Origin of the sequence: Streptomyces sp. NPDC014864 (assembly GCF_043081525.1) — a bacterium.
GTDB lineage: Bacteria > Actinomycetota > Actinomycetes > Streptomycetales > Streptomycetaceae > Streptomyces.
On sequence record NZ_JBIBWT010000006.1, the window covers coordinates 351,517 to 372,412 of the forward strand.

20 protein-coding genes and 1 pseudogene are annotated in these 20,896 nt (G+C 73.2%); 7 read left to right on the plus strand and 14 right to left on the minus strand.

Features of this window, described 5'->3' with window-relative positions; genetic code table 11:
* Positions 1 to 44 precede the first annotated feature (44 nt).
* On the minus strand, positions 45 to 1,196 hold the full coding sequence (locus ACF1A5_RS13985; RefSeq protein ID WP_392193064.1) for a serine hydrolase domain-containing protein: 1,152 nt from the start codon (positions 1,194 to 1,196) through the stop codon (positions 45 to 47).
* A 224-nt stretch (positions 1,197 to 1,420) separates the two neighbouring features.
* Between ACF1A5_RS13985 and ACF1A5_RS13990 the strand changes: the two genes are divergently transcribed.
* The gene (locus tag ACF1A5_RS13990) at positions 1,421 to 2,236 is read left to right on the plus strand and encodes an EI24 domain-containing protein (RefSeq protein ID WP_392193065.1); all 816 of its coding nucleotides are present in this window, start codon (positions 1,421 to 1,423) and stop codon (positions 2,234 to 2,236) included.
* 18 nt (positions 2,237 to 2,254) lie between these two features.
* Here ACF1A5_RS13990 and ACF1A5_RS13995 read toward each other — a convergent pair whose 3' ends face one another.
* From ACF1A5_RS13995 to ACF1A5_RS14005, 3 genes are all read right to left on the minus strand, one after another.
* Positions 2,255 to 3,568: a pyroglutamyl peptidase gene (locus ACF1A5_RS13995; protein WP_392193066.1), complete on the minus strand. Its 1,314-nt coding sequence runs from the start codon at positions 3,566 to 3,568 to the stop codon at positions 2,255 to 2,257.
* Between the two features lie 340 nt (positions 3,569 to 3,908).
* Positions 3,909 to 4,925, minus strand: coding sequence for an aldose epimerase family protein (locus ACF1A5_RS14000; protein ID WP_392193067.1), 1,017 nt, complete (start codon positions 4,923 to 4,925; stop codon positions 3,909 to 3,911).
* 97 nt (positions 4,926 to 5,022) lie between these two features.
* On the minus strand, positions 5,023 to 5,919 hold the full coding sequence (locus ACF1A5_RS14005) for an SGNH/GDSL hydrolase family protein (RefSeq protein ID WP_392193068.1): 897 nt from the start codon (positions 5,917 to 5,919) through the stop codon (positions 5,023 to 5,025).
* A 255-nt stretch (positions 5,920 to 6,174) separates the two neighbouring features.
* Here ACF1A5_RS14005 and ACF1A5_RS14010 point away from each other — a divergent pair, with 255 nt between their 5' ends.
* On the plus strand, positions 6,175 to 6,669 hold the full coding sequence (locus ACF1A5_RS14010; RefSeq protein WP_356185528.1) for a DUF3145 domain-containing protein: 495 nt from the start codon (positions 6,175 to 6,177) through the stop codon (positions 6,667 to 6,669).
* A gap of 68 nt (positions 6,670 to 6,737) precedes the next feature.
* Here the strand turns inward: ACF1A5_RS14010 and fabF are convergent, their stop codons facing one another.
* The 5 genes from fabF to fasR form a co-directional block, all read right to left on the minus strand.
* Positions 6,738 to 8,009, minus strand: coding sequence for a beta-ketoacyl-ACP synthase II (fabF, locus tag ACF1A5_RS14015; RefSeq protein ID WP_392193069.1), 1,272 nt, complete (start codon positions 8,007 to 8,009; stop codon positions 6,738 to 6,740).
* 126 nt (positions 8,010 to 8,135) lie between these two features.
* The gene (locus tag ACF1A5_RS14020; protein ID WP_135785772.1) at positions 8,136 to 8,384 is read right to left on the minus strand and encodes an acyl carrier protein; all 249 of its coding nucleotides are present in this window, start codon (positions 8,382 to 8,384) and stop codon (positions 8,136 to 8,138) included.
* 100 nt (positions 8,385 to 8,484) lie between these two features.
* Positions 8,485 to 9,516 carry a ketoacyl-ACP synthase III gene (locus tag ACF1A5_RS14025; RefSeq protein WP_392193070.1) on the minus strand — a complete coding sequence of 344 codons (1,032 nt, stop codon included), beginning with the start codon at positions 9,514 to 9,516 and terminating at the stop codon, positions 8,485 to 8,487.
* 22 nt (positions 9,517 to 9,538) lie between these two features.
* Positions 9,539 to 10,456 carry an ACP S-malonyltransferase gene (locus ACF1A5_RS14030; RefSeq protein ID WP_392193071.1) on the minus strand — a complete coding sequence of 306 codons (918 nt, stop codon included), beginning with the start codon at positions 10,454 to 10,456 and terminating at the stop codon, positions 9,539 to 9,541.
* A gap of 89 nt (positions 10,457 to 10,545) precedes the next feature.
* Positions 10,546 to 11,751, minus strand: coding sequence for a fatty acid biosynthesis transcriptional regulator FasR (gene fasR / locus ACF1A5_RS14035; protein ID WP_392193072.1), 1,206 nt, complete (start codon positions 11,749 to 11,751; stop codon positions 10,546 to 10,548).
* An 87-nt stretch (positions 11,752 to 11,838) separates the two neighbouring features.
* On the opposite strand from fasR, the gene ACF1A5_RS14040 reads away from it, so the two are divergent.
* Positions 11,839 to 12,498 (plus strand): pirin family protein, encoded by a 660-nt coding sequence (locus tag ACF1A5_RS14040; protein ID WP_392193138.1) that lies wholly within the window; start codon positions 11,839 to 11,841, stop codon positions 12,496 to 12,498.
* A 3-nt stretch (positions 12,499 to 12,501) separates the two neighbouring features.
* Here the strand turns inward: ACF1A5_RS14040 and ACF1A5_RS14045 are convergent, their stop codons facing one another.
* Both ACF1A5_RS14045 and ACF1A5_RS14050 read right to left on the minus strand, forming a co-directional pair.
* Complete coding sequence (locus ACF1A5_RS14045; RefSeq protein WP_392193073.1) at positions 12,502 to 13,320, minus strand: serine hydrolase domain-containing protein; 819 nt, start codon at positions 13,318 to 13,320, stop codon at positions 12,502 to 12,504.
* A gap of 19 nt (positions 13,321 to 13,339) precedes the next feature.
* Positions 13,340 to 13,810 carry a GNAT family N-acetyltransferase gene (locus ACF1A5_RS14050; RefSeq protein ID WP_392193074.1) on the minus strand — a complete coding sequence of 157 codons (471 nt, stop codon included), beginning with the start codon at positions 13,808 to 13,810 and terminating at the stop codon, positions 13,340 to 13,342.
* 97 nt (positions 13,811 to 13,907) lie between these two features.
* Here ACF1A5_RS14050 and ACF1A5_RS14055 point away from each other — a divergent pair, with 97 nt between their 5' ends.
* Together ACF1A5_RS14055 and ACF1A5_RS14060 are read left to right on the plus strand one after the other, a co-directional pair.
* Positions 13,908 to 14,414, plus strand: coding sequence for a MerR family transcriptional regulator (locus ACF1A5_RS14055; protein ID WP_392193075.1), 507 nt, complete (start codon positions 13,908 to 13,910; stop codon positions 14,412 to 14,414).
* Positions 14,411 to 15,427 (plus strand): aldo/keto reductase, encoded by a 1,017-nt coding sequence (locus tag ACF1A5_RS14060; RefSeq protein ID WP_392193076.1) that lies wholly within the window; start codon positions 14,411 to 14,413, stop codon positions 15,425 to 15,427. Before ACF1A5_RS14055 ends, ACF1A5_RS14060 begins: the two co-directional genes overlap by 4 nt.
* Before the next feature lie 73 nt (positions 15,428 to 15,500).
* Here ACF1A5_RS14060 and ACF1A5_RS14065 read toward each other — a convergent pair.
* The 3 genes and pseudogenes from ACF1A5_RS14065 to ACF1A5_RS14075 all read right to left on the minus strand — a co-directional run bounded on the left by ACF1A5_RS14065 (position 15,501) and on the right by ACF1A5_RS14075 (position 18,464).
* A pseudogene (locus ACF1A5_RS14065) lies at positions 15,501 to 16,360 on the minus strand (DUF4429 domain-containing protein).
* Positions 16,361 to 16,426: 66 nt separating this feature from the next.
* Positions 16,427 to 17,644 carry an alpha/beta hydrolase gene (locus ACF1A5_RS14070; protein ID WP_392193077.1) on the minus strand — a complete coding sequence of 406 codons (1,218 nt, stop codon included), beginning with the start codon at positions 17,642 to 17,644 and terminating at the stop codon, positions 16,427 to 16,429.
* Between the two features lie 151 nt (positions 17,645 to 17,795).
* Positions 17,796 to 18,464 carry a TetR family transcriptional regulator gene (locus ACF1A5_RS14075; RefSeq protein WP_392193078.1) on the minus strand — a complete coding sequence of 223 codons (669 nt, stop codon included), beginning with the start codon at positions 18,462 to 18,464 and terminating at the stop codon, positions 17,796 to 17,798.
* Between the two features lie 122 nt (positions 18,465 to 18,586).
* On the opposite strand from ACF1A5_RS14075, the gene ACF1A5_RS14080 reads away from it, so the two are divergent.
* Entirely contained in the window at positions 18,587 to 20,206 is a 1,620-nt protein-coding gene (locus ACF1A5_RS14080) for an MFS transporter (protein ID WP_392193079.1), read from the plus strand.
* Between the two features lie 375 nt (positions 20,207 to 20,581).
* Positions 20,582 to 20,890 carry a small hydrophobic protein gene (locus tag ACF1A5_RS14085; RefSeq protein WP_392193139.1) on the plus strand — a complete coding sequence of 103 codons (309 nt, stop codon included), beginning with the start codon at positions 20,582 to 20,584 and terminating at the stop codon, positions 20,888 to 20,890.
* The last annotated feature ends 6 nt before the right edge of the window (positions 20,891 to 20,896 follow it).

Here is a 20,896-nt window from a genome sequence, read left to right on the forward strand (position 1 = left end):
TCCGGCCCCGACGGCCGCCGGGCCCCGACCCGGCGGCGCGGCCCTCACCCGGTGAGGGCCGCCCGGAGCACCGCGCGGGCCAGCCTGTCGTTCTCCGGGGCCGCACCGCCGGGGAAGGCGGACCGGCGGCGGGTGTAGCCGTAGGCGAGGCCGCTCGCCGGGTCGGCGAAGGCCTGTGAGCCGGCCGCGCCGCTGTGCCCGACGGCGCCGGCGCCCAGGAACGGATGCCACGTGTCCGCCGTCGCCTGGAAGCCCAGCCCGTACGACCTGTGGCACCGGTCCACCAGGTCGTACCCGGCGGAGTGGAACTGCCCGAACTCCGCGACCGTGTCCGGCTTCAGCAGCGGCGCCTTCCCGTCGACCTCGCTGATCGCCGCCGCGTACAGCCCGGCCAGACCGCGCGCGGAGGCCACCCCGCCGACCGAGGCCGGACCCCGGGAGCGGATCACGCGCTCGTTGGGCAGGGTCTCCAGGTCGGTCGGTTCGGGCCCCTGCCGGTTGAAGGCGATGGAGGAGAGCGAGTGCGGCCCGCCGGGCAGCTCCTCCAGCAGCGCCCGCTGCTTCGGGGTCGGCGCCATCGGCTGCGTGGTGCGGAAGCGGGGTTCCTGCGAGGCGGGCAGGCCGAGGAAGAAGTCCAGGCCGTACGGGGCGCGGACCCGCTCCTCGTGCAGCTCCTGGATCGTCCGGCCGGTCGCGCGCCGCACGACCTCACCGGTGAGCGCGCCGAGGACCAGGGCGTGGTAGCCGAACGCGGTGCCGGGCCGCCAGAACGGCCGCTGGTCGGCGAGGCGTTCGGCGACCACCCGGTCGTCGGCAAGCTCGGCGAGCGTGAACCCGGTGTCGGTGCCCACCAGTCCCGCCCGGTGCGTGATCAGGTCCCGCAGGGTCACCGATCCCTTGCCCTCGGCCCCGAACTCCGGCCAGTAGTACGTGACTTTGCGGTCCAGCTCCAGCGTGCCGTCCTGCACGAGCAGGGCGGCCACGAGATGGGCGGCGCCCTTGGTCGACGCGTGCACCCCGTACAGCGAGCCGCCGTCGTCCGCCGCCCCGGCCCACAGATCGACGACCTTGCGGCCGTGCACGTAGGCGCACAACTGCCCCTCGTAGTCCGGACGTTCCTCCGCCGCGAAGGCGGCGAACTCCTCCCGCACCGGTTCGTAGCCGTCGGCGACGGCGCCGTGGATCTCCTGGGTCATCCGCTCTCCTCAACCTGACCGCTGCCGCTGCTGACACCGTGGGGGGTTCCCTGCTCCGGTACGGCGAGGCGCCCCCGATCGACTCAACCGCGCCGCCGGCCGGGGTGTCGGGGGCGGCGGCCGGGCACAGGGCGGATACGGCCGGCCACGGACCGGAGACGGTTGGGCGACGGTCGTGACACCGGCCCGCCCCGGTGCCGGCGCGCCTCGGTAAAGTTCCGCCCATGCGCGATCTTGGGGCGGGTTTCCGGTATCTCGTGGACGGCCAGCGCTGGATGGCCCGGCACGGAAAGTCGTACGGCTTCGGCCTGCTTCCGGGCCTGATCACCCTGGTCCTCTACACGGCGGCGCTCGTCGCGCTCGCCCTGTGGGGCGAGGACGCCGTCACCTGGGCCACCCCCTTCGCCGACGGCTGGCCGGGCCCCTGGCTCGGCCTCTTCCGCGGCTTCCTCACCGCCGTGCTCTTCGCCCTCGGCCTGCTCCTCGCGGTGGTCACCTTCACCGCGGTCACCCTGCTGGTCGGCCAGCCCTTCTACGAGAACCTCTCCGAGACGGTCGACCGCGACGTCTCGCCCGACGGCACCGCGCCGGAGTCGGGCCTGCCGCTCTGGCGCGAACTGTGGATCTCGGCCCGCGACAGCCTCCGCATCGTCCTCCGCGCCGCGGTGTGGGGGATCCTGTTGTTCGCCCTCGGCTTCCTGCCGTTCGTCGGCCAGACCGTGATCCCGGTGGTCGGCTTCTTCGTGACGGGCTTCTTCCTCACCGAGGAACTGGCCTCCGTCGCCCTGCAGCGCCGGGGCGTCGACCTGCGCGCCCGCCTCGCCCTCCTGCGCTCCCGCCGCACGCTGGTCTGGGGCTTCGGCACACCGCTGGCCCTCGCCTTCCTGGTCCCGTTCGTCGCGGTGCTGCTGATGCCGGGCGCGGTCGCGGGCGCGACCCTGCTCGCCCGCGACCTGCTGGGGGAGGCGATAACCGACGGCGTCGCGCAGGAGCGGGAGGCCGCCGCCGACAGCGAGGCGGAGGCCGGGACGGACCGCTGAGCCCGCCTCGCCCCGCCGCTACGGCGCGGACGCCGGTGCCGCCGTCGCGCCCCTCGCGTCCACCGCGCCCGTCGCCGGTTCCGCCGTCGCGTTCAGCGCCACGGTCAGGATCGCCCGCACCTGCGCGATGATGTCCAGCCGGTTGCGCACGAACTCCGGATCGGTGACCGTGCCCGTCGCCGGGTCGGTGTTCCCGGCCCCGAACTGGAGCACCGGCGTGTGCACATGGCCGCCGGGCAGCGTGCCGCGCAGGCCCAGCCGGTCCCGGAGCAGGGTCGCCCGGTAGGCGATCTCGTTGGAGAGGTAGTCGCCGCCGCCTCCGGCGCGGGCCGTCGAGCCGGGGGTCGGACCGTCCGGCCGCACCACGGGATCGCCGCCGCCCGCCGGGATCTCGGTCACGGAGGTGTGGTCGTACACCGGGAAGCGCCCGGTCTCCGCGGCCGCGATCTCCCGGTACGGCAGCGTGGTGGTCGTCCACTGCGGCTGCGAGGCGGGATCGGCCACCGGGACGGTCCCGGTGCTGCCGACCTCGTCGTTGTCGGGGAAGCCGCCGCGCCAGGCTCCGTTGGTGCGCTCGACGTCGAACCGCCCGACCCGCCCCTGGCTCACGGTCGCGAACAGATCCGCCCCCGGCAGGTACGGCCGCAGCGTCCGCTCCACCGTGCCCTCAGCGAAGTCCCCCCAGCGCACCGGGAACACGACGGTCTCGACGCGCGCCGGGCCCCGGTCCGTCCGGATCAGTGTGCCGTCGAGGGTGAGCGCGGTGGCACCGGACGGGTTGGAGATCCGGATGTCCCGGTCCAGGGTGAACGGGTCGAAACCGGTGACCAGGACCCTTCTCTCGCCCCCCACCCGCGGCCGGCCGAGGTCGGTCTGCCCCCGGGAGGTGCGCTCCAGCACGTCCAGCAGACCGTCCCGCTGGTTGTCGGTGAGGCCGAACTCCGGCTGCCAGGTGCGCACCTGACGCGTCATCGCCAACCGGGCCCAGTACAGCGGCCGGTCGTCGTCCCGGCTGAGGTCCCCGCGCAGCGGCCCGCGCCCCTGCGCCCGGTCCACCGCCCGCCGCCACAGGGCGGTCCCCTCGCGTACGACGACCCGGCGGGCCTGCGCGGAGGAGCGCACGCGCCCGAGGTCGCGGGCGAAGCCGTCGGCCACCGCGTCGAAGCCGGACCGTCCGAGGATCTCCTGGGGCACGGCCTGCTCGAGCCGCCGCTCCTCGGCGGTCGGTGCGGGAGCCCGACCCGCTGCGGCCGCCGTCGCGGTGGGGGAGGTGGTGAGGCCGGCCAGCAGTGCCAGGCCGAGCACGCCGATCCGAACAGGCAGAGATGTCAAGGGGGTTCAGGTCCTTCCGTCGCCGTGGGGCGCGTACCGCCGGACGGCCGCAGTATCGCGTGACGGAAGGGAGGGACGCCATGGGGCGTGATCAGGAAGGCGGGGCGGGCGGACGGCCCGGGCGTGCCGTGCGGCCCCGGGGCAGTCGGCCCCTGCCTTCATGGCCCGGGGCGAGGAAACGAACTCGTGGGCGCGTGTGAAGGGTTCGTACGAGGTTGCCGCGCGGAGCCCGATCACCGGACGCCGGGCCGGTACGGCGATTAACGTCTGATCCGGGACAAGTCCGCCCACGGGCAGCCCCGGTCCGGGACCTGACACCCGGACCGGGGCTGCCCGTGGGTCAGGCGCCGGTGGGGCGGGCGCTCGCGGGTCGGGCGCGGCCGGCCGCGCGTACCCCGAAGCCGTACACCGTCTCCGAGCGGTACACCTCGCCGGGCCGCAGCTCGGTGCTCGGGAACTCCGGCCGGTTCGGGGAGTCCGGGAAGTGCTGGGTCTCCAGGGCGATGCCCGCGCCCGGGGTGAAAGGGGCGCCGAGGTGGTCGGCGGTGTAGACCTGGATGCCGGGTTCGGTCGTCGCCACCGTCAGGACCCGCCCGGACGCCGGGTCGTGCAGCTCCGCGACCTCCTCGGGCGCCTTGGTGACGCCCTTGTCGAGGACGAAGTTGTGGTCGTAGCCGGAGCCGGCCCCACGGGCCTGCCGGAAGTCGAAGCGCGTCCCCGCCACCTCCTGCGGTCCGCCGGTCGGGATCAGCCCGGCGCCGACCGGCGTGTAGCGGGAGGCGGCGAGCCGCAGCGCGTGGCCGGCGGTGTCGCCCGAGCCGCTCAGGTTCCAGTAGGAGTGGTTCGTCAGGTTGACGACGGTCGGCGCGTCCGTGACCGCCTCGTAGGCGATGCGCAGCGCGCCCGCCTCGTCGAGCGTGTACGTCGCCGTGACCTCCAGCCGGCCCGGGAAGCCCTCCTCGCCGTGCGGGCTGACCCGGCTCAGGCGCACGCCGTGCGCGACCGGGGTCACCTCCCACACACGCTTGTCGAAGCCGCGCTCGCCGCCGTGCAGCGAGTTGTCCCCGTCGTTGCGGGCGAGCGTGTGGGCGCGCCCGTCCAGGATGAAGCGGCCCCCGGCGATCCGGTTCGCGTACCGGCCGACCAGGGCGCCGAAGTACGGCCCGGGGTGGTCCAGATAGCCGTCGAGACCGGGGAAGCCCAGCACCACGTCCGCCGGGCGGCCGTCCCGGTCCGGGATCTCGACCGACTGCACGATCCCCCCGTAGGACAGCACCCGCACCCGCACTCCGCCCCGCTCCAGGGTCCAGCGGTGCACCGGAGTGCCGTCGGAAAGTGTGCCGAAAAGTTCAGTCATGTGGGAAACCCTAGGGCCTGCCTTTCGGATCAGGCCGGCTTCGGGCGCGGGTGCCTTCTGAGGTGCGCGACCCACGGCAAGATCCGAACGAGAGGCCCTAGGCCACAGGCTCCCTCGCGGTGACCGTGCGGTAGGCGATCTCGGCCAGCCGGGCCTGCCCGTTCCGGCTCGGGTGGAACCAGTCCCACTGGCTCAGCTGCTCCGTGCCGAAGCGGAAGTCGAAGACCGCGTTGCCGTCGAAGCGGCACCGACGGTCCTTGGCGCAGACGTCCCGCAGCACCTCGTTGTACGCCTCCACCCGGGCCTGCACCCGGTCCCGCCGCCGCACCGCCGCCGCGTCCAGTGCGTCCGCGTCGCCCAGCATCGACGGGCAGATGCCCAGCCTCCACACCTGCTTGCCCAGCGGGTTGGTCCGGCCCTCCGACCACAGCCGCTTCAGGTTCGGCACACTGGCCACGTACACCTGCGTCCTCGGCAGCGCCGCGCGCAGGCGGTCCATCGCCTCCTGGAACGAGGCCCGGAAGTCCGCGACCGGCGTCATCGCGGCGGTGGAGACCCGGCAGGCGTCGTTCGCCCCGGCCATCACGGTCAGCAGCTCGGGCCTGTGCCGCACCGCCTCGGTGACCTGCCGGGGCAGGTCGGACATCCGGGCGCCCGTCACCGCGAAGTTCCAGCTCCGCCGCGCCGCCCCGGTCACCCCGAGCAGCCGTACGGCCAGGCTGTCCACCGCCGCGTCGCTGCCCGTCGCCCAGGACGACTCGGGGCAGTCGGACAGCACCGCGCAGGCGTCGAAGCCGCGGGTGATGGAGTCGCCCACCGCGGCCATCGAGTCCGGGCTGCGGTCCCACACCGGGACCGGCCGCGACGACGGACGGGCCGCCTTCGTGCCGTCCCCCGAGGCGCCGCCACCGCCGGCGTCGCATCCCGCGGCCGCCAGGACCGCCGCCGCCACGACGGCGAGGCAGGCCCGCGTACGGTCGCTTCGCTTCCGCATCCCTGGTGGTCCCCTCGGTCGGCGTGCGGTGCTCTCCACTCATGACAACGCGCCGGGGTTCCCGGCGCCGCCCGGTGCGGCGACGCGCACCCGTACAAGCGTCCCCCCGGGTGAATGGCGGACGTTTCCCGGCCGCCGGACCGACGGTACGTCACACTCCTTGCGCCGCCGCACGGTAGCCTCGCCATCAACGTGGCCCTCAGGCCGCCGCCGTCCGCCCGCCCGCAACACGTCCCGCTCAGCCCGGAGGTCCAGGTGACGACACGTGGAGTTCTGTACGTGCACTCCGCGCCGCGCGCGCTGTGCCCGCACGTCGAGTGGGCCGTCGCCGGGGTGCTCGGCACGCGCGTCAACCTCGACTGGATCCGGCAGCCCGCCGCGCCCGGCACCTGGCGCTCGGAGTTCTCCTGGCAGGGCCAGGCCGGCACCGCGTCCAAGCTCGCCTCCGCGCTGCGCGGCTGGCACCTGCTGCGCTTCGAGGTGACCGCCGAGCCCTGCCCCACCGCCGAGGGGGAGCGCTACAGCTGCACCCCCGACCTCGGCATCTTCCACGCCGTCACCGGCATCCACGGCGACATCCTGATCCCCGAGGACCGGCTGCGCGCCGCCCTGACGCGGTCTCAGCACGGCGAGACGGACCTGGAGGCGGAGATCGCCAAGCTCCTGGGCAAGCCCTGGGACGACGAGCTGGAGCCGTTCCGGTACGCCGGCGAGGGCGCGCCGGTCCGCTGGCTGCACCAGGTGGTGTGATCCTCCGGGACATGCGGAAGGGCCCCCACCGGACGGTGGGGGCCCTTCCGCATGTGCGGGGATGTGTCTCAGACCGTGCGGAACGCGAGCACCACGTTGTGGCCGCCGAAGCCGAACGAGTCGTTCAGCGCGGCGATCCGTCCCTCCACGGGCAGCTTCCGCGCCTCGCCGCGGACCACGTCCGCGTTCGCCTCGGCCTCGGGGTCGATGTTCTCGACGTTGATGGTCGGCGGCGCGACCCGGTGGTACAGGGCCAGCACGGTCGCCACGGACTCCACGCCGCCCGCGCCACCGAGCAGGTGACCGGTCATCGACTTGGTCGCGGACACCGCCATGTGGTCGGCGTCGTCGCCGAAGACCTTGCGCAGCGCCTTCAGCTCGGCGATGTCACCAGCCGGCGTCGAGGTGGCGTGCGCGTTGACGTGCACGATCTCGGCCGGGTCCAGGCCGGTGCGCTCCAGCAGGTTCTGCAGGGCGTGCGAGATGCCGCGGCCCTCGGGCTCCGGCTGCACGATGTCGTGGCTGTCGGCGGAGATGCCCTGGCCGACCGCCTCCGCGTAGACGCGGGCGCCGCGCTTGGCGGCGTGCTCGGCGGACTCCAGGACGATCACGCCGGCGCCCTCGCCCATGACGAAGCCGTCGCGGGCCACGTCGTAGGGACGCGAGGCGCCCTGCGGGTCGTCGTTGTTCTTGGACATCGCCATCATGTTGCCGAACGCGGCGATGGGCAGCGGGTGGATCGCCGCCTCCGTGCCACCCGCGACGACGACGTCGGCGCGGCCGGTGCGGATCATCTCGATGGCGTAGCCGATGGCCTCGGCGCCCGACGCGCAGGCGGAGACCGGCGTGTGCACGCCCGCACGGGCGCCCACCAGCAGGCCCACGTTGGCGGACGGGCTGTTCGGCATCAGCATGGGCACGGTGTGCGGGGAGACGCGGCGGACGCCCTTCTCCTTGAGCACGTCGTACTGGTCCAGCAGGGTCGTCACGCCGCCGATGCCGGAGGCGATGACCGCGCCGAGCCGGTCCGGGTCGATGGCCGGGTCCTCACCGGCCCGGCCGTCGAAGCCGGCGTCCTTCCAGGCCTCCTGGGCGGCGATCAGCGCGAACTGCGCGGAGCGGTCCAGACGGCGCGCCTGCGGCCGCGGGATGACCTCGGTGGGCTCCACGGCGACGGGGGCGGCGATGCGGACGGCCTGTTCCGCGGCCCACTCCTGGTCCAGGGCCTTGACGCCGGAACGACCGGCGACCAGACCCTCCCAGGTGGAGGCCGCGTCGCCACCCAGCGGTGTGGTTGCGCCGATACCGGTGACGACCACGGTGCGATTGGTCGGGCTCACGGGAATTCTTTCTCCAACGGATACGAGGATTCAGCGGCGCCACCGCCGGGTGGCGGGGCAGGTGGCCCGAGGCGCCGGCCGGGAGACCGGCCGGGGCCTGGGGTCTCAGCCCAGGTGATCGGTCGATCAGCCCTGGTGCTTGAGGATGTAGTCGGTCGCGTCGCCGACCGTCTTGAGGTTCTTGACGTCCTCGTCCGGGATCTTGACGTCGAAGCGCTCTTCGGCGGCGACGACGACCTCGACCATGGACAGCGAGTCGACGTCCAGGTCGTCGGTGAAGGACTTGTCCAGCTGGACGTCCTCGGTGGGGATCCCGGCGATCTCGTTCACGATCTCCGCGAGACCGGCGACGATCTCTTCCTGAGTGGCGGCCATGTCGGCGCTCCTTCGTAGATATCCAGAGGGTGTGGCGCCCGCCGCGGCAGCGGCAGGTTGGTGCGTGTCCGTTCCGGATGCATGATCCGGCACGGAGTGCCTAGGGGAGGGTAACGACCGTCGCGGCGTAGACGAGACCCGCCCCGAAGCCGATGACGAGCGCGGTGTCGCCGCTCTTCGCCTCCCCGGTCGCCAGGAGCCGCTCCATCGCGAGCGGGATCGAGGCGGCCGAGGTGTTGCCGGTGGTGCGGATGTCACGGGCGACCGTGACGTGCTCCGGCAGTTTCAGGGTCTTCACCATCGAGTCGATGATCCGCACGTTGGCCTGGTGCGGGATGAAGACGTCCAGGTCGTCCGGGCTGATCCCGGCCGCGTCCAGCGCCTGCTGCGCGACCTTCGCCATCTCGAACACGGCCCAGCGGAACACCGCCTGGCCCTCCTGCGTGATCGCGGGGAACTTGACGTTGCCCTCGCTGTCCAGCGGCAGCTCGGACACGTCGCCGATCCTGAAGCGGTCCCACGGGACGGTCTGCTTGATCGTCTCGGACTTGTCGCCCTCGGAGCCCCACACGGTCGGGCCGATCGCGGGCTCCTGCGAGGGGCCCACCACGACAGCGCCCGCGCCGTCGCCGAACAGGAAGGCCGTGGCCCGGTCCTCCAGGTCGGTCAGATCGCTCAGCCGCTCGACGCCGATGACGAGCACGTACTCCGCCGATCCCTCGACGATCATGCCCTTGGCGAGGGTGAGGCCGTAGCCGAAGCCCGCGCAGCCGGCCGAGATGTCGAAGGCGGCGGCCTTGTCCGTGCCCAGCTTGTCGGCGATCTCGGTGGCGACGGCCGGGGTCTGGCTGAAGTGCGAGACGGTCGAGACGACGACGGCGCCGATCTGCTCGGCGCCGATCCCGGCGTCCGCGATCGCCTTGCCGGCGGCCTCGACCGACATGGCCGCGACGGTCTCCTCCGGCGACGCCCAGTGCCGGGTCTCGATGCCGGAGCGCGAACGGATCCACTCGTCGGACGAGTCGATCGTCTCGAGGATCACCTCGTTGGGCACCACCCGCGTCGGGCGGTAGCCGCCCACGCCCAGGATGCGCGCGTACGGGGCACCCTTGCTGGGCTTGATCTTCGACATGATCGGTCGGCTCCTTAGGGCGTCAGGCGCGGGTGTGCTCGGCGATGAGCTCGCGGGCCGCGTCGAGGTCGTCGGGGGTCTTCAACGCCAGCGTCTTCACACCGGGCAGCGCGCGCTTGGCGAGACCGGTGAGCGTGCCGCCGGGGCACACCTCGACGAGCGCGGTGGCACCGAGCTCCTTGAAGGTCTCCATGCACAGGTCCCAGCGGACCGGGTTGGCGACCTGGCCCACCAGGCGGTCGAGCACCTCGGCGCCGGTGACGACGGCCCCGCCGTCCTTGTTGGAGACGTAGGCGACCTTCGGGTCGGCCGGGGTGAGCTGCCGGGCGGCCTCGGCCAGCCGGTCGACCGCGGGGGCCATGTGACGCGTGTGGAAGGCGCCGGCCACCTTCAGCGGGACGACCTTGCGCACCCCCTCCGGCTTGTCCTCGGCCAGCGCGGCGAGCTCCTCCAGCGTACCCGCGGCGACGATCTGGCCCGCGCCGTTGATGTTCGCCGGGGTCAGGCCCAGCTTCTCCAGGTGCGCGACGGACACCTCGGGGTCGCCGCCGAGCAGCGCCGACATCCCGGTCTCGGTGATCGCCGCGGCCTCGGCCATGGCCAGGCCCCGCTTGCGCACCAGGGTCAGCGCGGAGACGTCGTCGAGGACGCCCGCGAAGGCGGCGGCGGTGATCTCGCCGACGCTGTGGCCGGCGACCGCGCCCGGCGAGATGTCACCGAGTGCCGCGGCCGACAGGAGTCCGGCGGCGACCAGCAGCGGCTGGGCGACGGCCGTGTCGCGGATCTCGTCCGCGTCGGCCTGGGTGCCGTAACGGGCGAGGTCCAGTCCGATGGCGTCCGACCAGGCGGCCACGCGGTCGGCGGCACCGGGGAGTTCGAGCCAGGGAGTCAGGAAGCCGGGCGTCTGGGCGCCCTGGCCGGGAGCGACGAGTACGAGCACTCTCACACTCTCTCTTGGGGACGGGCACGGCCGCCCGTGGGGACAGGGACGAAGAACACGAAGGGGTTTTGTGGGCCTCCGACAAAACCTTAGGCCTGAGGATCTCCATCGGCCAGACGCCCCAGGATCAGCGCGATCCTCAGTGTGAAGGCGGATCGTACATCGGAGGGTGACCAGCCGGTGACATCAGTCACACGTCGGAGCCGGTAGCGCACGGTGTTCGGGTGAACGAAGAGCATTCGGGCCGCGCCTTCCAGACTGCTCGCCTGCTCCAGATAGACGCTGAGCGTTTCCAGCAGCGCGGAGCCGGCCTCCTCCAGCGGTCTGTAGATCTCCTCCACCAGCTGCTCGCGGGCGCTCGGATCACCGGCGATCGCGCGCTCCGGCAGGAGATCGTCCGCCAGCACCGGGCGCGGGGCGTCCTGCCAGGCCGAGCACGCCTTCAGCCCGGCGGCCGCCGCCTGCGCGGAGCGGGTCGCGGCCAGCAGGTCGGGCACGATCGGGCCGGCCACGACGGGGCCGGCGGCATACGGGCCGATCAGCGACTTGGCGACGGCGAGCGGGTTGTCGCTGCCGCCCGCGATGACGACCAGCCGGTCGCCGAGCACGCCCGTGAGGACCTGGAGCTTGGCGTGCCGGGCGGCCCGCCGGATGGCCTCGACGGTCAGCTCGGAGTCGCCGTCCGGGGCGGTGCCCAGCACCACGCACACGTGCTCCGGGGAGTTCCAGCCGAGGGCGGCGGCGCGCGAGACGGCCCCCTCGTCCGCCTCGCCCGACAGGACGGCGTTGACGACCAGGGACTCCAGCCGGGCGTCCCAGGCACCGCGTGCCTCGGCGGCCTGGGCGTAGACCTGGGCGGTGGCGAAGGCGATCTCGCGGGCGTAGACGAGCAGCGCCTCCCGCAGCACCGACTCGTCCCCGGGGGCCGCCACCTCGTCGATGGCGGACTCCATGACCTCGATCGTGGTGCGCACCATCTCCACGGTCTGCCGCAGCGTGATCGCCCGGGTCAGCTCCCGCGGCGCGGTCCCGAACACGTCGGTGGAGATCGCCTGCGGGGCGTCGGGGTGCCGGAACCACTCGGTGAAGGCGGCGATGCCCGCCTGGGCGACCAGCCCGATCCAGGAACGGTTCTCCGGGGGCATGGCCCGGTACCACGGCAGCGTCTCGTCCATGCGCGCGATCGCCTGGGCGGCGAGAGATCCGGAGGACTTCTCCAGCCGCCTCAGGGTCGCGGCGTGCGTATGGATGCCGTGCGCGGCGGCCTCGGGCGTGTTTGATTCGGGTTCGGGCACGGGGACAAGACTGCCTTATCGGGACTCGGGCACGTGCCGCCGGGTGGGGACCGGCCCGTTCGGCCCGGAGCTACGGTGGTGTCCGTGATGGACGTACGGCGCGCGGCAGAGCGCTACGAGGGCGGTGAGGCGGCGGCCGGGATCGAGTCCCGGCACGCCTTCTCCTTCGGCCCGCACTACGACCCGGACAACCTCCGCTTCGGCGCGGTGATCGCCTGCAACGAGGAACGCCTCGCGCCCGGCGCCGGCTTCGACGAGCACCCGCACAGCCACACCGAGATCGTCACCTGGGTGGTCGAGGGCGAGCTGACCCACCGGGACTCCACGGGACACGAGACGGTGGTCCGCCGCGGCGACGTGCAGCGGCTCAGCTCCGCGGGCGGCGTCCGCCACGTGGAGCGCAACGACGGCACGGTGCCGCTGACCTTCGTGCAGATGTGGCTGGCCCCGCTGGAGCCCGGCGGCGACCCCTGCTACGAGATCGTCCACGGCATCGCCGACTCCACGCCGTACGCGGTGCCGGAGGCGGCCGCCATGCTCCACGTCCGGCGGCTGTCGGCGGGCGAGCGGACGGCGGTGCCGGACGGGGCGTACGTGTACGTCCACGTCGTACGCGGCGAAGTGCGGCTCGGCGGCGAGCGGTTGGGCCCGGGGGACGCCGCCCGCATCACGGACGCGAAGGACCTGGAGGCGGCCGCCGAGACCGACGCCGAGCTGCTCGCCTGGGAGATGGCGGCGCGGGCGTGAGACTCAGCGCAGCTCGGCCAGGACCGCGTCCGTGAACGGCGGCCACGCCTCGACCGCCCAGGGCCCGAACGCCCGGTCCGTCAGGGCCACGCACGCCGCCCGCGCGTCCGGGTCGATCCACAGGAACGTGCCGGACTGGCCGAAGTGCCCGAAGGTGCGCGGGGAGGACGAAGCGCCGGTCCAGTGCGGGGACTTGGCGTCGCGGATCTCGAAGCCGAGGCCCCAGTCGTTCGGGTTCTGGTGGCCGTAGCCCGGCAGGACGCCCTTGGTGCCCGGGTACTGCACCGTCATCGCCTCCGCGACCGTCCGCGGGTCCAGCAGCCGCGGCGCCTGGATCTCGGCGGCGAAGCGGAGGAGGTCGTCGACCGTGGAGACGCCGTCCTTCGCCGGGGAGCCGTCCAGCGTCGTCGCCGTCATGCCCAGCGGTTCCAGCACCGCCTGGCGCAGGTACTCGGCGAAGGGGATGTCGGTCGCCTTGGCGACATGGTCCCCGAGCTGCTCGAACCCGGCGTTGGAGTACAGCCGCCGCTCCCCGGGCGGGGCCGTCACCCGGTGTTCGTCGAAGGCCAGGCCCGAGGTGTGCGCGAGCAGATGGCGGACCGTCGCTCCGGGCGGCCCGGCAGGCTCGTCGAACTCGATCGCCCCCTCCTCGTACGCCACGAGCACCGCGTAGGCGGCGAGAGGCTTGGTGACCGAGGCCAGCGGGAAGCGCCGCCCGGCCGGGCCGTGGGTCCCGAGGACCGTCCCGTCGGCCCGTACGACACCCGCCGAGGCGGTGGGAACCGGCCAGTTCTCGATCGACGCCAAGCTGTTCAACGACATGACGCCGAGCCTATGCGGCTCACAGCGCCAGGCGCATCGAGGGGTCGGGCTTGCGCACGAAGCCCAGCGAGGCGTACAGCGGCTCCGCCTCGGCCGACGCGTTCAGGTCGACCTGCCGGGCGTCGCGCTCGCGGAACCAGTCCAGCAGGCTTTCCATGCACCCGCGCGCGTACCCGCGGCGCCGGACGTCCGGGTCGGTCGCCACGCTGAAGACGTACCCCACCCGGCCGCGCGGGTTCTCCGCCCGCCCGATCCGGTACTCCAGCGCCCCCGCCGCCAGCGCGGCCAGCGCCCCCGGCCGCTCCGGGTGGTCGACGACGAACGCCACGAAGTCGCCGTCGGGCTCGGTCAGCCGGGCCCGCAGGGCGGGCAGGGACTCGGCGTGCCAGTCGGTGGACCCGCCGGCCGTGAACACGGAGTCGAGCATCACCTGGCGCAGCCGCAGCACTTCCCCGGCGTCCTCGGGCAGGGCACGTCGTACGAGACTCATGGGCCGCACGGTAGCCACCGCGCCGGCGGCGCGTCCTGTGCTTTTCTCACCGGTTCGGCTTGCTTCGAGTGCGCTCCAAGGTTTTAGCGTGGAGGCCATGACGGTGATGCAGACCACGGCCGCGGCCCGCGAGGCGACCGGGGAGGGCGCGGAGCCGGCCGCCGAGCGGGGCGACCTCTGCGCCGCCCCGCGCCCGCGGCACCCCCGCCCCGACGGACAGGACGGCTACACGATCAGCGAGGTCGTCGCCCTCACCGGCCTGACGGCCCACACCCTGCGCTGGTACGAGCGGATCGGGCTGATGGCCCACGTCGACCGCTCGCACACCGGCCAGCGCCGCTACACCAACCGCGACCTGGACTGGCTCGACCTCGTCGGCAAGCTCCGGCTGACCGGTATGCCGGTCGCCGACATGGTCCGGTACGCCGAGCTGGTGCGTGCGGGCGAGAGCACCTACGCCGAGCGTTTCGAGCTGCTCCAGGCCACCCGCCGGGACGTCCTGGCCCGGATCGCCGAACTCCAGGACACGGTCGCGGTACTGGACCGGAAGATCGGTTTCTACGCGGACGCCGGACGTCCGCACACAGCGGAGAGGACTCCATGAGCGACAGCAGGATCCCGACGGTACGGCTCGGCGACCACGGACCCGAGGTCGGTGTCCAGGGCCTCGGCTGCATGGGCATGAGCTTCGCCTACGGGCCGTCGGACGCCGGGGAGTCGCGCGCCACTCTGGAGCGGGCCCTGGAGCTGGGCGTCACGCTCTTCGACACGGCCGACGCGTACGGCGCGGGCGAGAACGAGCGGTTCCTGTCGCCGTTCTTCACCGCGCACCGGGACGAGGTCGTGATCGCCACCAAGTTCGCCCTGACGATCCCGCCGGACGAGCCGACCAGGCGGATCATCCGCAACGACCCGCCGTACATCCGTCAGGCCGTGGAGGCGAGCCTGAAGCGCCTCGGCGTCGACGTGATCGACCTGTACTACATGCACCGGCGCGATGTGCGGGTCCCGATCGAGGAGAGCGTCGGGACCATGGCCGAGCTGGTGCGCGAGGGCAAGGTCAAGCACCTGGGCCTGAGCGAGGTCACGGCCGACGAGCTGCGGGCGGCGCAGGACGTGCACCCGATCGCCGCCGTGCAGTCGGAGTGGTCGCTGTTCAGCCGGGACATCGAGGCGCACGTCGTGCCGGCGGCCCGCGAGCTGGGCGTGGCCCTGGTGCCGTACTCGCCGCTCGGCCGCGGCTTCCTGACCGGCGGCTTCACCGACGCCTCGAAGGAGCTGACGAGCGACGACTTCCGCCGGACGATGCCCCGCTTCCAGGGCGAGAACGCCACGGTGAACGCGGCCCTGCTGGAGCCGGTCCGCGCCGTCGCCGAGGCGCACGGCGTCTCGCCGGCGCAGGTCGCGCTGGCCTGGGTGCAGCAGCGGTCCGCCGTGCACGGGCTGCCGGTCGTCCAGATCCCGGGCACCCGCAAGCCGCGCCGGGTGGAGGAGAACGTGGCGGCGACCCGGATCGTCCTGACCGACGAGGATCTGACGCTGCTGGAGCCGATCGCGGCGAAGGTCGTGGGCACCCGCTACCCGGACATGTCGTTCGCGTCGAGCGGCCGGGAGTAGCCGGTCGAGCGGCCGGGAGCAGCCGGTTCGAGCGGCCGGGAGCAGGCCGGGGCCGCAGCAGGCGAAGGCGGAGCTACAGCTCCGCGAGCAGCTCCGCCTTCTTCAGCGAGAACTCCTCGTCCGTCACCAGCCCCGCCCGGTGCAGGTCGCCGAGGTGCCGGATCCGCTCCGCGATGTCGGACGGATCGCGGCGCCCCGCCGGGACCGGCACCGGGGCCGGGGCGGCCGGCCCGCAGGCCCGCACCGCCGCAAGCACCGCTGCGGCGAACGGCAGCGACTCGTGCACCGGGCCGTAGCCGAGCCCGAACACCACCGCGGCCGGATCCCGGTCCGGCTGCGGGGGCGGCGTGGAGCCCGCGTCGCGGGGCAGCAGCCGCAGATGTCCCTCGAAGACCTCGGGGGAGCGCCACTCCACCCCGCCCAGGCCGGTGACCGGGAAGCTCTGGTCGCCGGCCTTCCACTTCTCCGACGACGCCCCGGTCCACGACCACCGGTACCGCACGGCCGTGCCGTCGAAGGACGCCCTCCCGTCGTACGCCTTGAACCGCAGCGGCGTCTCGGGCGCGGCCACCAGATGGCGCTCGGCGGGACCGGCGCCGGTGAGGTGCGCGCGCAGTTCGTCGGCGTAGTACTCGGCGAGCGTCTCGCGCTCGGCGGGCAGCACCAGCCGGTAGGGGTCGCAGCCCTCCTTTTGAGCTGTCCCGCGGCCGCCTCCATCAGCGGGTCGGCGCCCGCTCTGGGCTCGGCGCGCAGCACCACGGTCCCGCGTCTGCCCGGGGCGAGCGTCACGTCCGCGAGGGCGGCCAGCGGGATCCGGCGCTCACCGAGCACCTGGAAGAGTTTCGGTGTTCGAATCCCCCGTTCGTAGCGGATGAGCACGGAATCGGACTCGAACTCCCAGGCAGCATGAAATCCGGCCAGCACGTCACCCATGCGGCTCATCGTAGGCGGCACGAGCGTCTTCGTCCCTCCTCGCGCGGACCGCAGTTCCTGCTGTCTCTACGCGCGTCCGGCCTTCGCCGTGCCGGGCAGATCGGCCCGGCACCCGTCGTCGTCACGGGCGCAGCGCACCGCGTCGTACGCGCCGACCCCGATCTCGGCGAAGTTGGTCAGGCTGTCGGTGCCCGGCTCGAAGTAGCCGGCGTGCCCCACGGCCCCGTGCGCCGACAGCACCCGCGCGCCGAAGGCCGAGGAGACCGGGTCGGCGCCGTGGCCGAGCCCGCCGAGCTCCAGGTACGGCACGTCCTGGATCCAGTCGGTGGCGTCGCGCATCGCCCAGACCCGGGCGGAGGTGCGCAGCTGCGCGGCGTCGCGGACCCGCATACCGGGGCTGGCGGCCACCGCCACGTCCGACACCCGCTGCGGCATCGAGCGCGCGGCCACCCCGCACACCACCGAGCCGTAGCTGTGGCAGAACAGCGCCACCGGCGAGCGCCCGGGCAGTGCGTGCAGCAGCGCGTTCAGCCGGACGGCGCCCTCCTCGGCGCGCATCGCGGTGGCCGCGTCGACGCCGAGCCCGCTCGGGGCGGTGTAGTCGGCCCAGGCGATCACGGCCGTACGTGTCCCGGGCCGCGCCGTGCGCTCGGCGCGGTAGAGCGACTTCGCCATGCCGACCGGCGCCGAGTAGGGGCGGTAGCTCTTCTGGAAGGAGAGCAGGTCGGTGTCGACGCCGGGGACGACGACGGAGACCCGGTCGGCCCGCTGGAGGTCGCCGAAGACCTCGGCGACCCGGCCCGACCCCTCGGGGTCGAAGGCGAGGATCTGCCGGCCCTGGCCGAGCAGCGCGGTGTAGCGGTGCATCCGGCGGCCCGCGTCCTGCTGTCCGGCCGGGCTGAGCCGGGCGTCGTGCATCCGGGCCAGCTCGTCCGCGCGCGCCTGGCGCAGCGCCTCCCGGTTCGCCTGGTAGCGCAGCCGCACCGGAGCGCCGTTCATGTTGCCGACCGCGAGCGGATAGCGGTGGGCGAGCCGGGTACCGTCCCGGGCGGTCAGTGACGCGAAGAACCGGGTGAGCCGGGCCGACGACGCCTCCGGGTCCGGCAGCCGGTGGCCGTGCAGGCGCCCGTGCTCCCACGCGGAGAGGGAGGCCTGGACGGCGGCGCTCCCGCGGTGGCTGCGCACGGCGGTCCAGCCGGTGGTCGCGAGCATCACGAAGACCACGGCCAGGGCGAGCAGCGCACGCCAGACGTTCAGGGGCGGGGAGGTGTCGAAGGAAGTCACTGGGAGGACACACTAGGAGAACGGGAGGGTCTCGCGTGAATCCAGTGACGGGGATCACGTTTGGGCCGGGGCGACAAGTTTCCCAGTCCGTACATCAGTCCAAGATCGGTCATCCGTACGCCGGTTCAAGATCGGTGGAGCGCACTCCGCGTCAAGGTCGGGCGGTCGTGCGCCAGTTCCCGGTCAGTGCGGGTCCCACCTGGTCGAGGTGCGCGGCCGTGAGCGCCCGGATCGCCTCCAGCCCGGCGTCCTCGCGCGTGCTCCACTGGCGGCCCGTGACCCTCATCACCGCGCCGAAGACGGCCACCGCCAGCCGCGGCCGCGGATCGGCGGCCACGTCGAGCCCCTCGCGATCGGCGAGCAGCCGCGCGATCTGCTCCTCGGTCTCCGCCGAGCGGCGCAGGTGCGCGGCGAGCAGGACGGGCGTCGACTCGATCACCCGGAACATGCGCAGGTACAGCTCCACCGGCACGACCGCCCCGACCGCGTCGCTGATCGTGTCCCAGCCCTCCAGCACGGCCCCGCGCAGCGCCTCCAGCGGGGCCTCCCCGGGCGGGCGGGTGCGCAGCGACTCGACGAAGTGCGCCTCCACCATCTCCTGCACGGCGAAGGCGGCCTCCTCCTTGCCCGCGAAGTAGCGGAAGAAGGTGCGTTGTGAGACGTCGACCGCCTCGGCGATCTCGTCCACCGTGGTCCGCTCGTACCCCTGGGTGGTGAACAGTTCGAGCGCGGCGCGCAGCAGCGCGTCCCGGGTGCGCCGCTTCTTGCGCTCGCGCAGTCCCGGCCGCGGTGCCGCCTCGGCGGTCCCCGCCCTCTCCATGCGTCTCCCGGATCTCGGAGTCCCAGTGTTTGCCCAGTTCAGCCTATACGGGGGTGACATGTCAGTTACCGACTAGTGAACTCGTTTGTCAACTGTCAGTCGCTGACATTAGCCTCGAACGCATGACTAGTCAGACCACCATCGACTCGACGGGACCGGGGGACCGGGCGCCGGCCGGTCCGTCGGACCCCGTTCCGGCCGGGGGGCTGCGCGGCCACCCGTGGTTCACCCTGATCACCGTCGCCGTAGGGGTCATGATGGTGGCCCTCGACGGCACCATCGTGGCGATCGCCAACCCGGCCATCGCGAAGGACCTGCACGCCAGCTTCGCCGACGTGCAGTGGATCACCAACGCCTACTTCCTCGCCCTCGCGGTCGCCCTGATCACCGCGGGCAAGCTCGGCGACCGCTTCGGGCACCGGCAGACGTTCCTCATCGGCGTGACCGGCTTCGCCGCCGCGTCGGGGGCCATCGGCCTGTCCCACAGCATCGCCGCCGTCGTCACCTTCCGCGTCTTCCAGGGCCTGTTCGGCGCGCTGCTGATGCCGGCCGCGCTGGGCCTGCTGCGGGCCACCTTCCCTGCCGAGAAGCTCAACATGGCCATCGGCATCTGGGGCATGGTCATCGGCGCCTCCACCGCGGGCGGCCCGATCCTCGGCGGTGTCCTCGTCGAGCACGTCAACTGGCAGTCGGTGTTCTTCATCAACGTGCCGGTCGGCGCCCTCGCCCTGCTCCTGGGCCTGCTGATCCTGACCGACCACCGGGCGGCCAAGGCGCCGCGCTCCTTCGACCTCCTCGGCATCGCCCTGCTGTCCGGCGCGATGTTCTGCCTGGTCTGGGCGCTCATCAAGGCGCCGACATGGGGCTGGGGCGACGGCCGGACCTGGGCGTTCCTCGGTGTGTCCGTCCTGGGCTTCGCCCTGTTCTCCTTCTGGGAGACGCGGGTGAGCGAGCCGCTCGTCCCGCTCACGCTGTTCCGCTCCGTCCCGCTGTCCGCGGGCGTGGTCCTGATGGTCCTCATGGCCATCGCCTTCATGGGCGGCCTGTTCTTCGTCACCTTCTACCTGCAGAACGTGCACGGCATGAGCCCGATCGACGCGGGTCTGCACCTGCTGCCGCTCACCGGCATGATGATCGTCGGCTCCCCGCTCGCGGGCTTCGCGATCACCAAGCTCGGCCCGCGCATCCCGCTCGCCGGCGGCATGGTCGCCACCGCGGTCGCCATGTACGGCATGTCCACGCTCAAGGCGGGCACCGGCAGCGCCACCATGTCGCTCTGGTTCGCCCTGCTCGGCTTCGGCCTCGCGCCGGTCATGGTCGGCGCCACGGAGGTCATCGTGGGCAACGCGCCCATGGAGCTCTCCGGTGTGGCCGGCGGTCTTCAGCAGGCCGCGATGCAGATCGGCGGCAGCCTCGGCACCGCCGTGCTCGGCGCCGTGATGGCCTCCAAGGTCGACAACGACCTCGCGGGCAACTGGAAGGACGCCGGACTCCCGCCGCTCACCCCGGCCCAGCTCGACCAGGCCTCCGAGGCGGTCCAGGTCGGTGTCGCCCCGGTGCCCCAGGGCACGCCCGAGGCGTTCGCCGTGAAGATCACGTCGGTCGCGCACGACACGTTCGTCTCCGGGATGAGCCTCGCCTCCCTGGTCGCCGCCGGGGTCGCGGCCGTGGCGGTCCTGGTCGCGCTGCTCACCAAGCGCGGCGAGAACGCCGAGGCGGGCGCGGGCGTCGGCCACATCTGACGGCCGGTCCGGGCCGGTCCCCGCGGGGCGGACCGGCCCGGTTCCCCCATCAGGGTGACTCCGCCGAAGATCGCTCGACCCGGCCGCGCACCGCGGGTCACAGTGGGTCACGTCCTCCGCAGGGGAGGGAGGGCGACCGGCTGCGGCGCGCTGCTGGAGGGGGGCAGCGCGCAGGCAGCGGAATCACCCGCGCGGCGGCCGGAGCCCTCGAGCCGAAGCCGGCGGAGGACCGGAGCCCCGAGAGGGCCGACGTCCGTGGAGAACCCGGACCCCGCGAAGAAGCGCGAGAAGCGGGTGACTTGCCCGGCGGAACCGGGGTACCCGATTCCGTGAACCCCTTCGGAACACCAACTCGGCCAGGGGTTCGAGGAGTTGATGATGGCGGGCTTCGGACACGGAACGCGCGGGTACCCCCGTTCACGTAGCCGTACGTGGTCACGGAACGGGCCGGATCGCGCGACGCTCGGAATCATCGGAGTCGTCTGCGCGATCGCCGGATTCTTCGTGCTGGGGATCGTCCTCGGCCCGGCGGCGGTCGTCTGCGGATGGCTCGCGATGGGCCGCAGCTGGACGGGAGACCGTTCGGTACCGGCCCTGGTCGCCCTCGTTCTGGGCGCCATCGACACGCTTCTGGCGATCCTCTGGCTCGCCGGAGCGGCCGGCCCGGGCAGCGGCATGTTCTGACCCGGG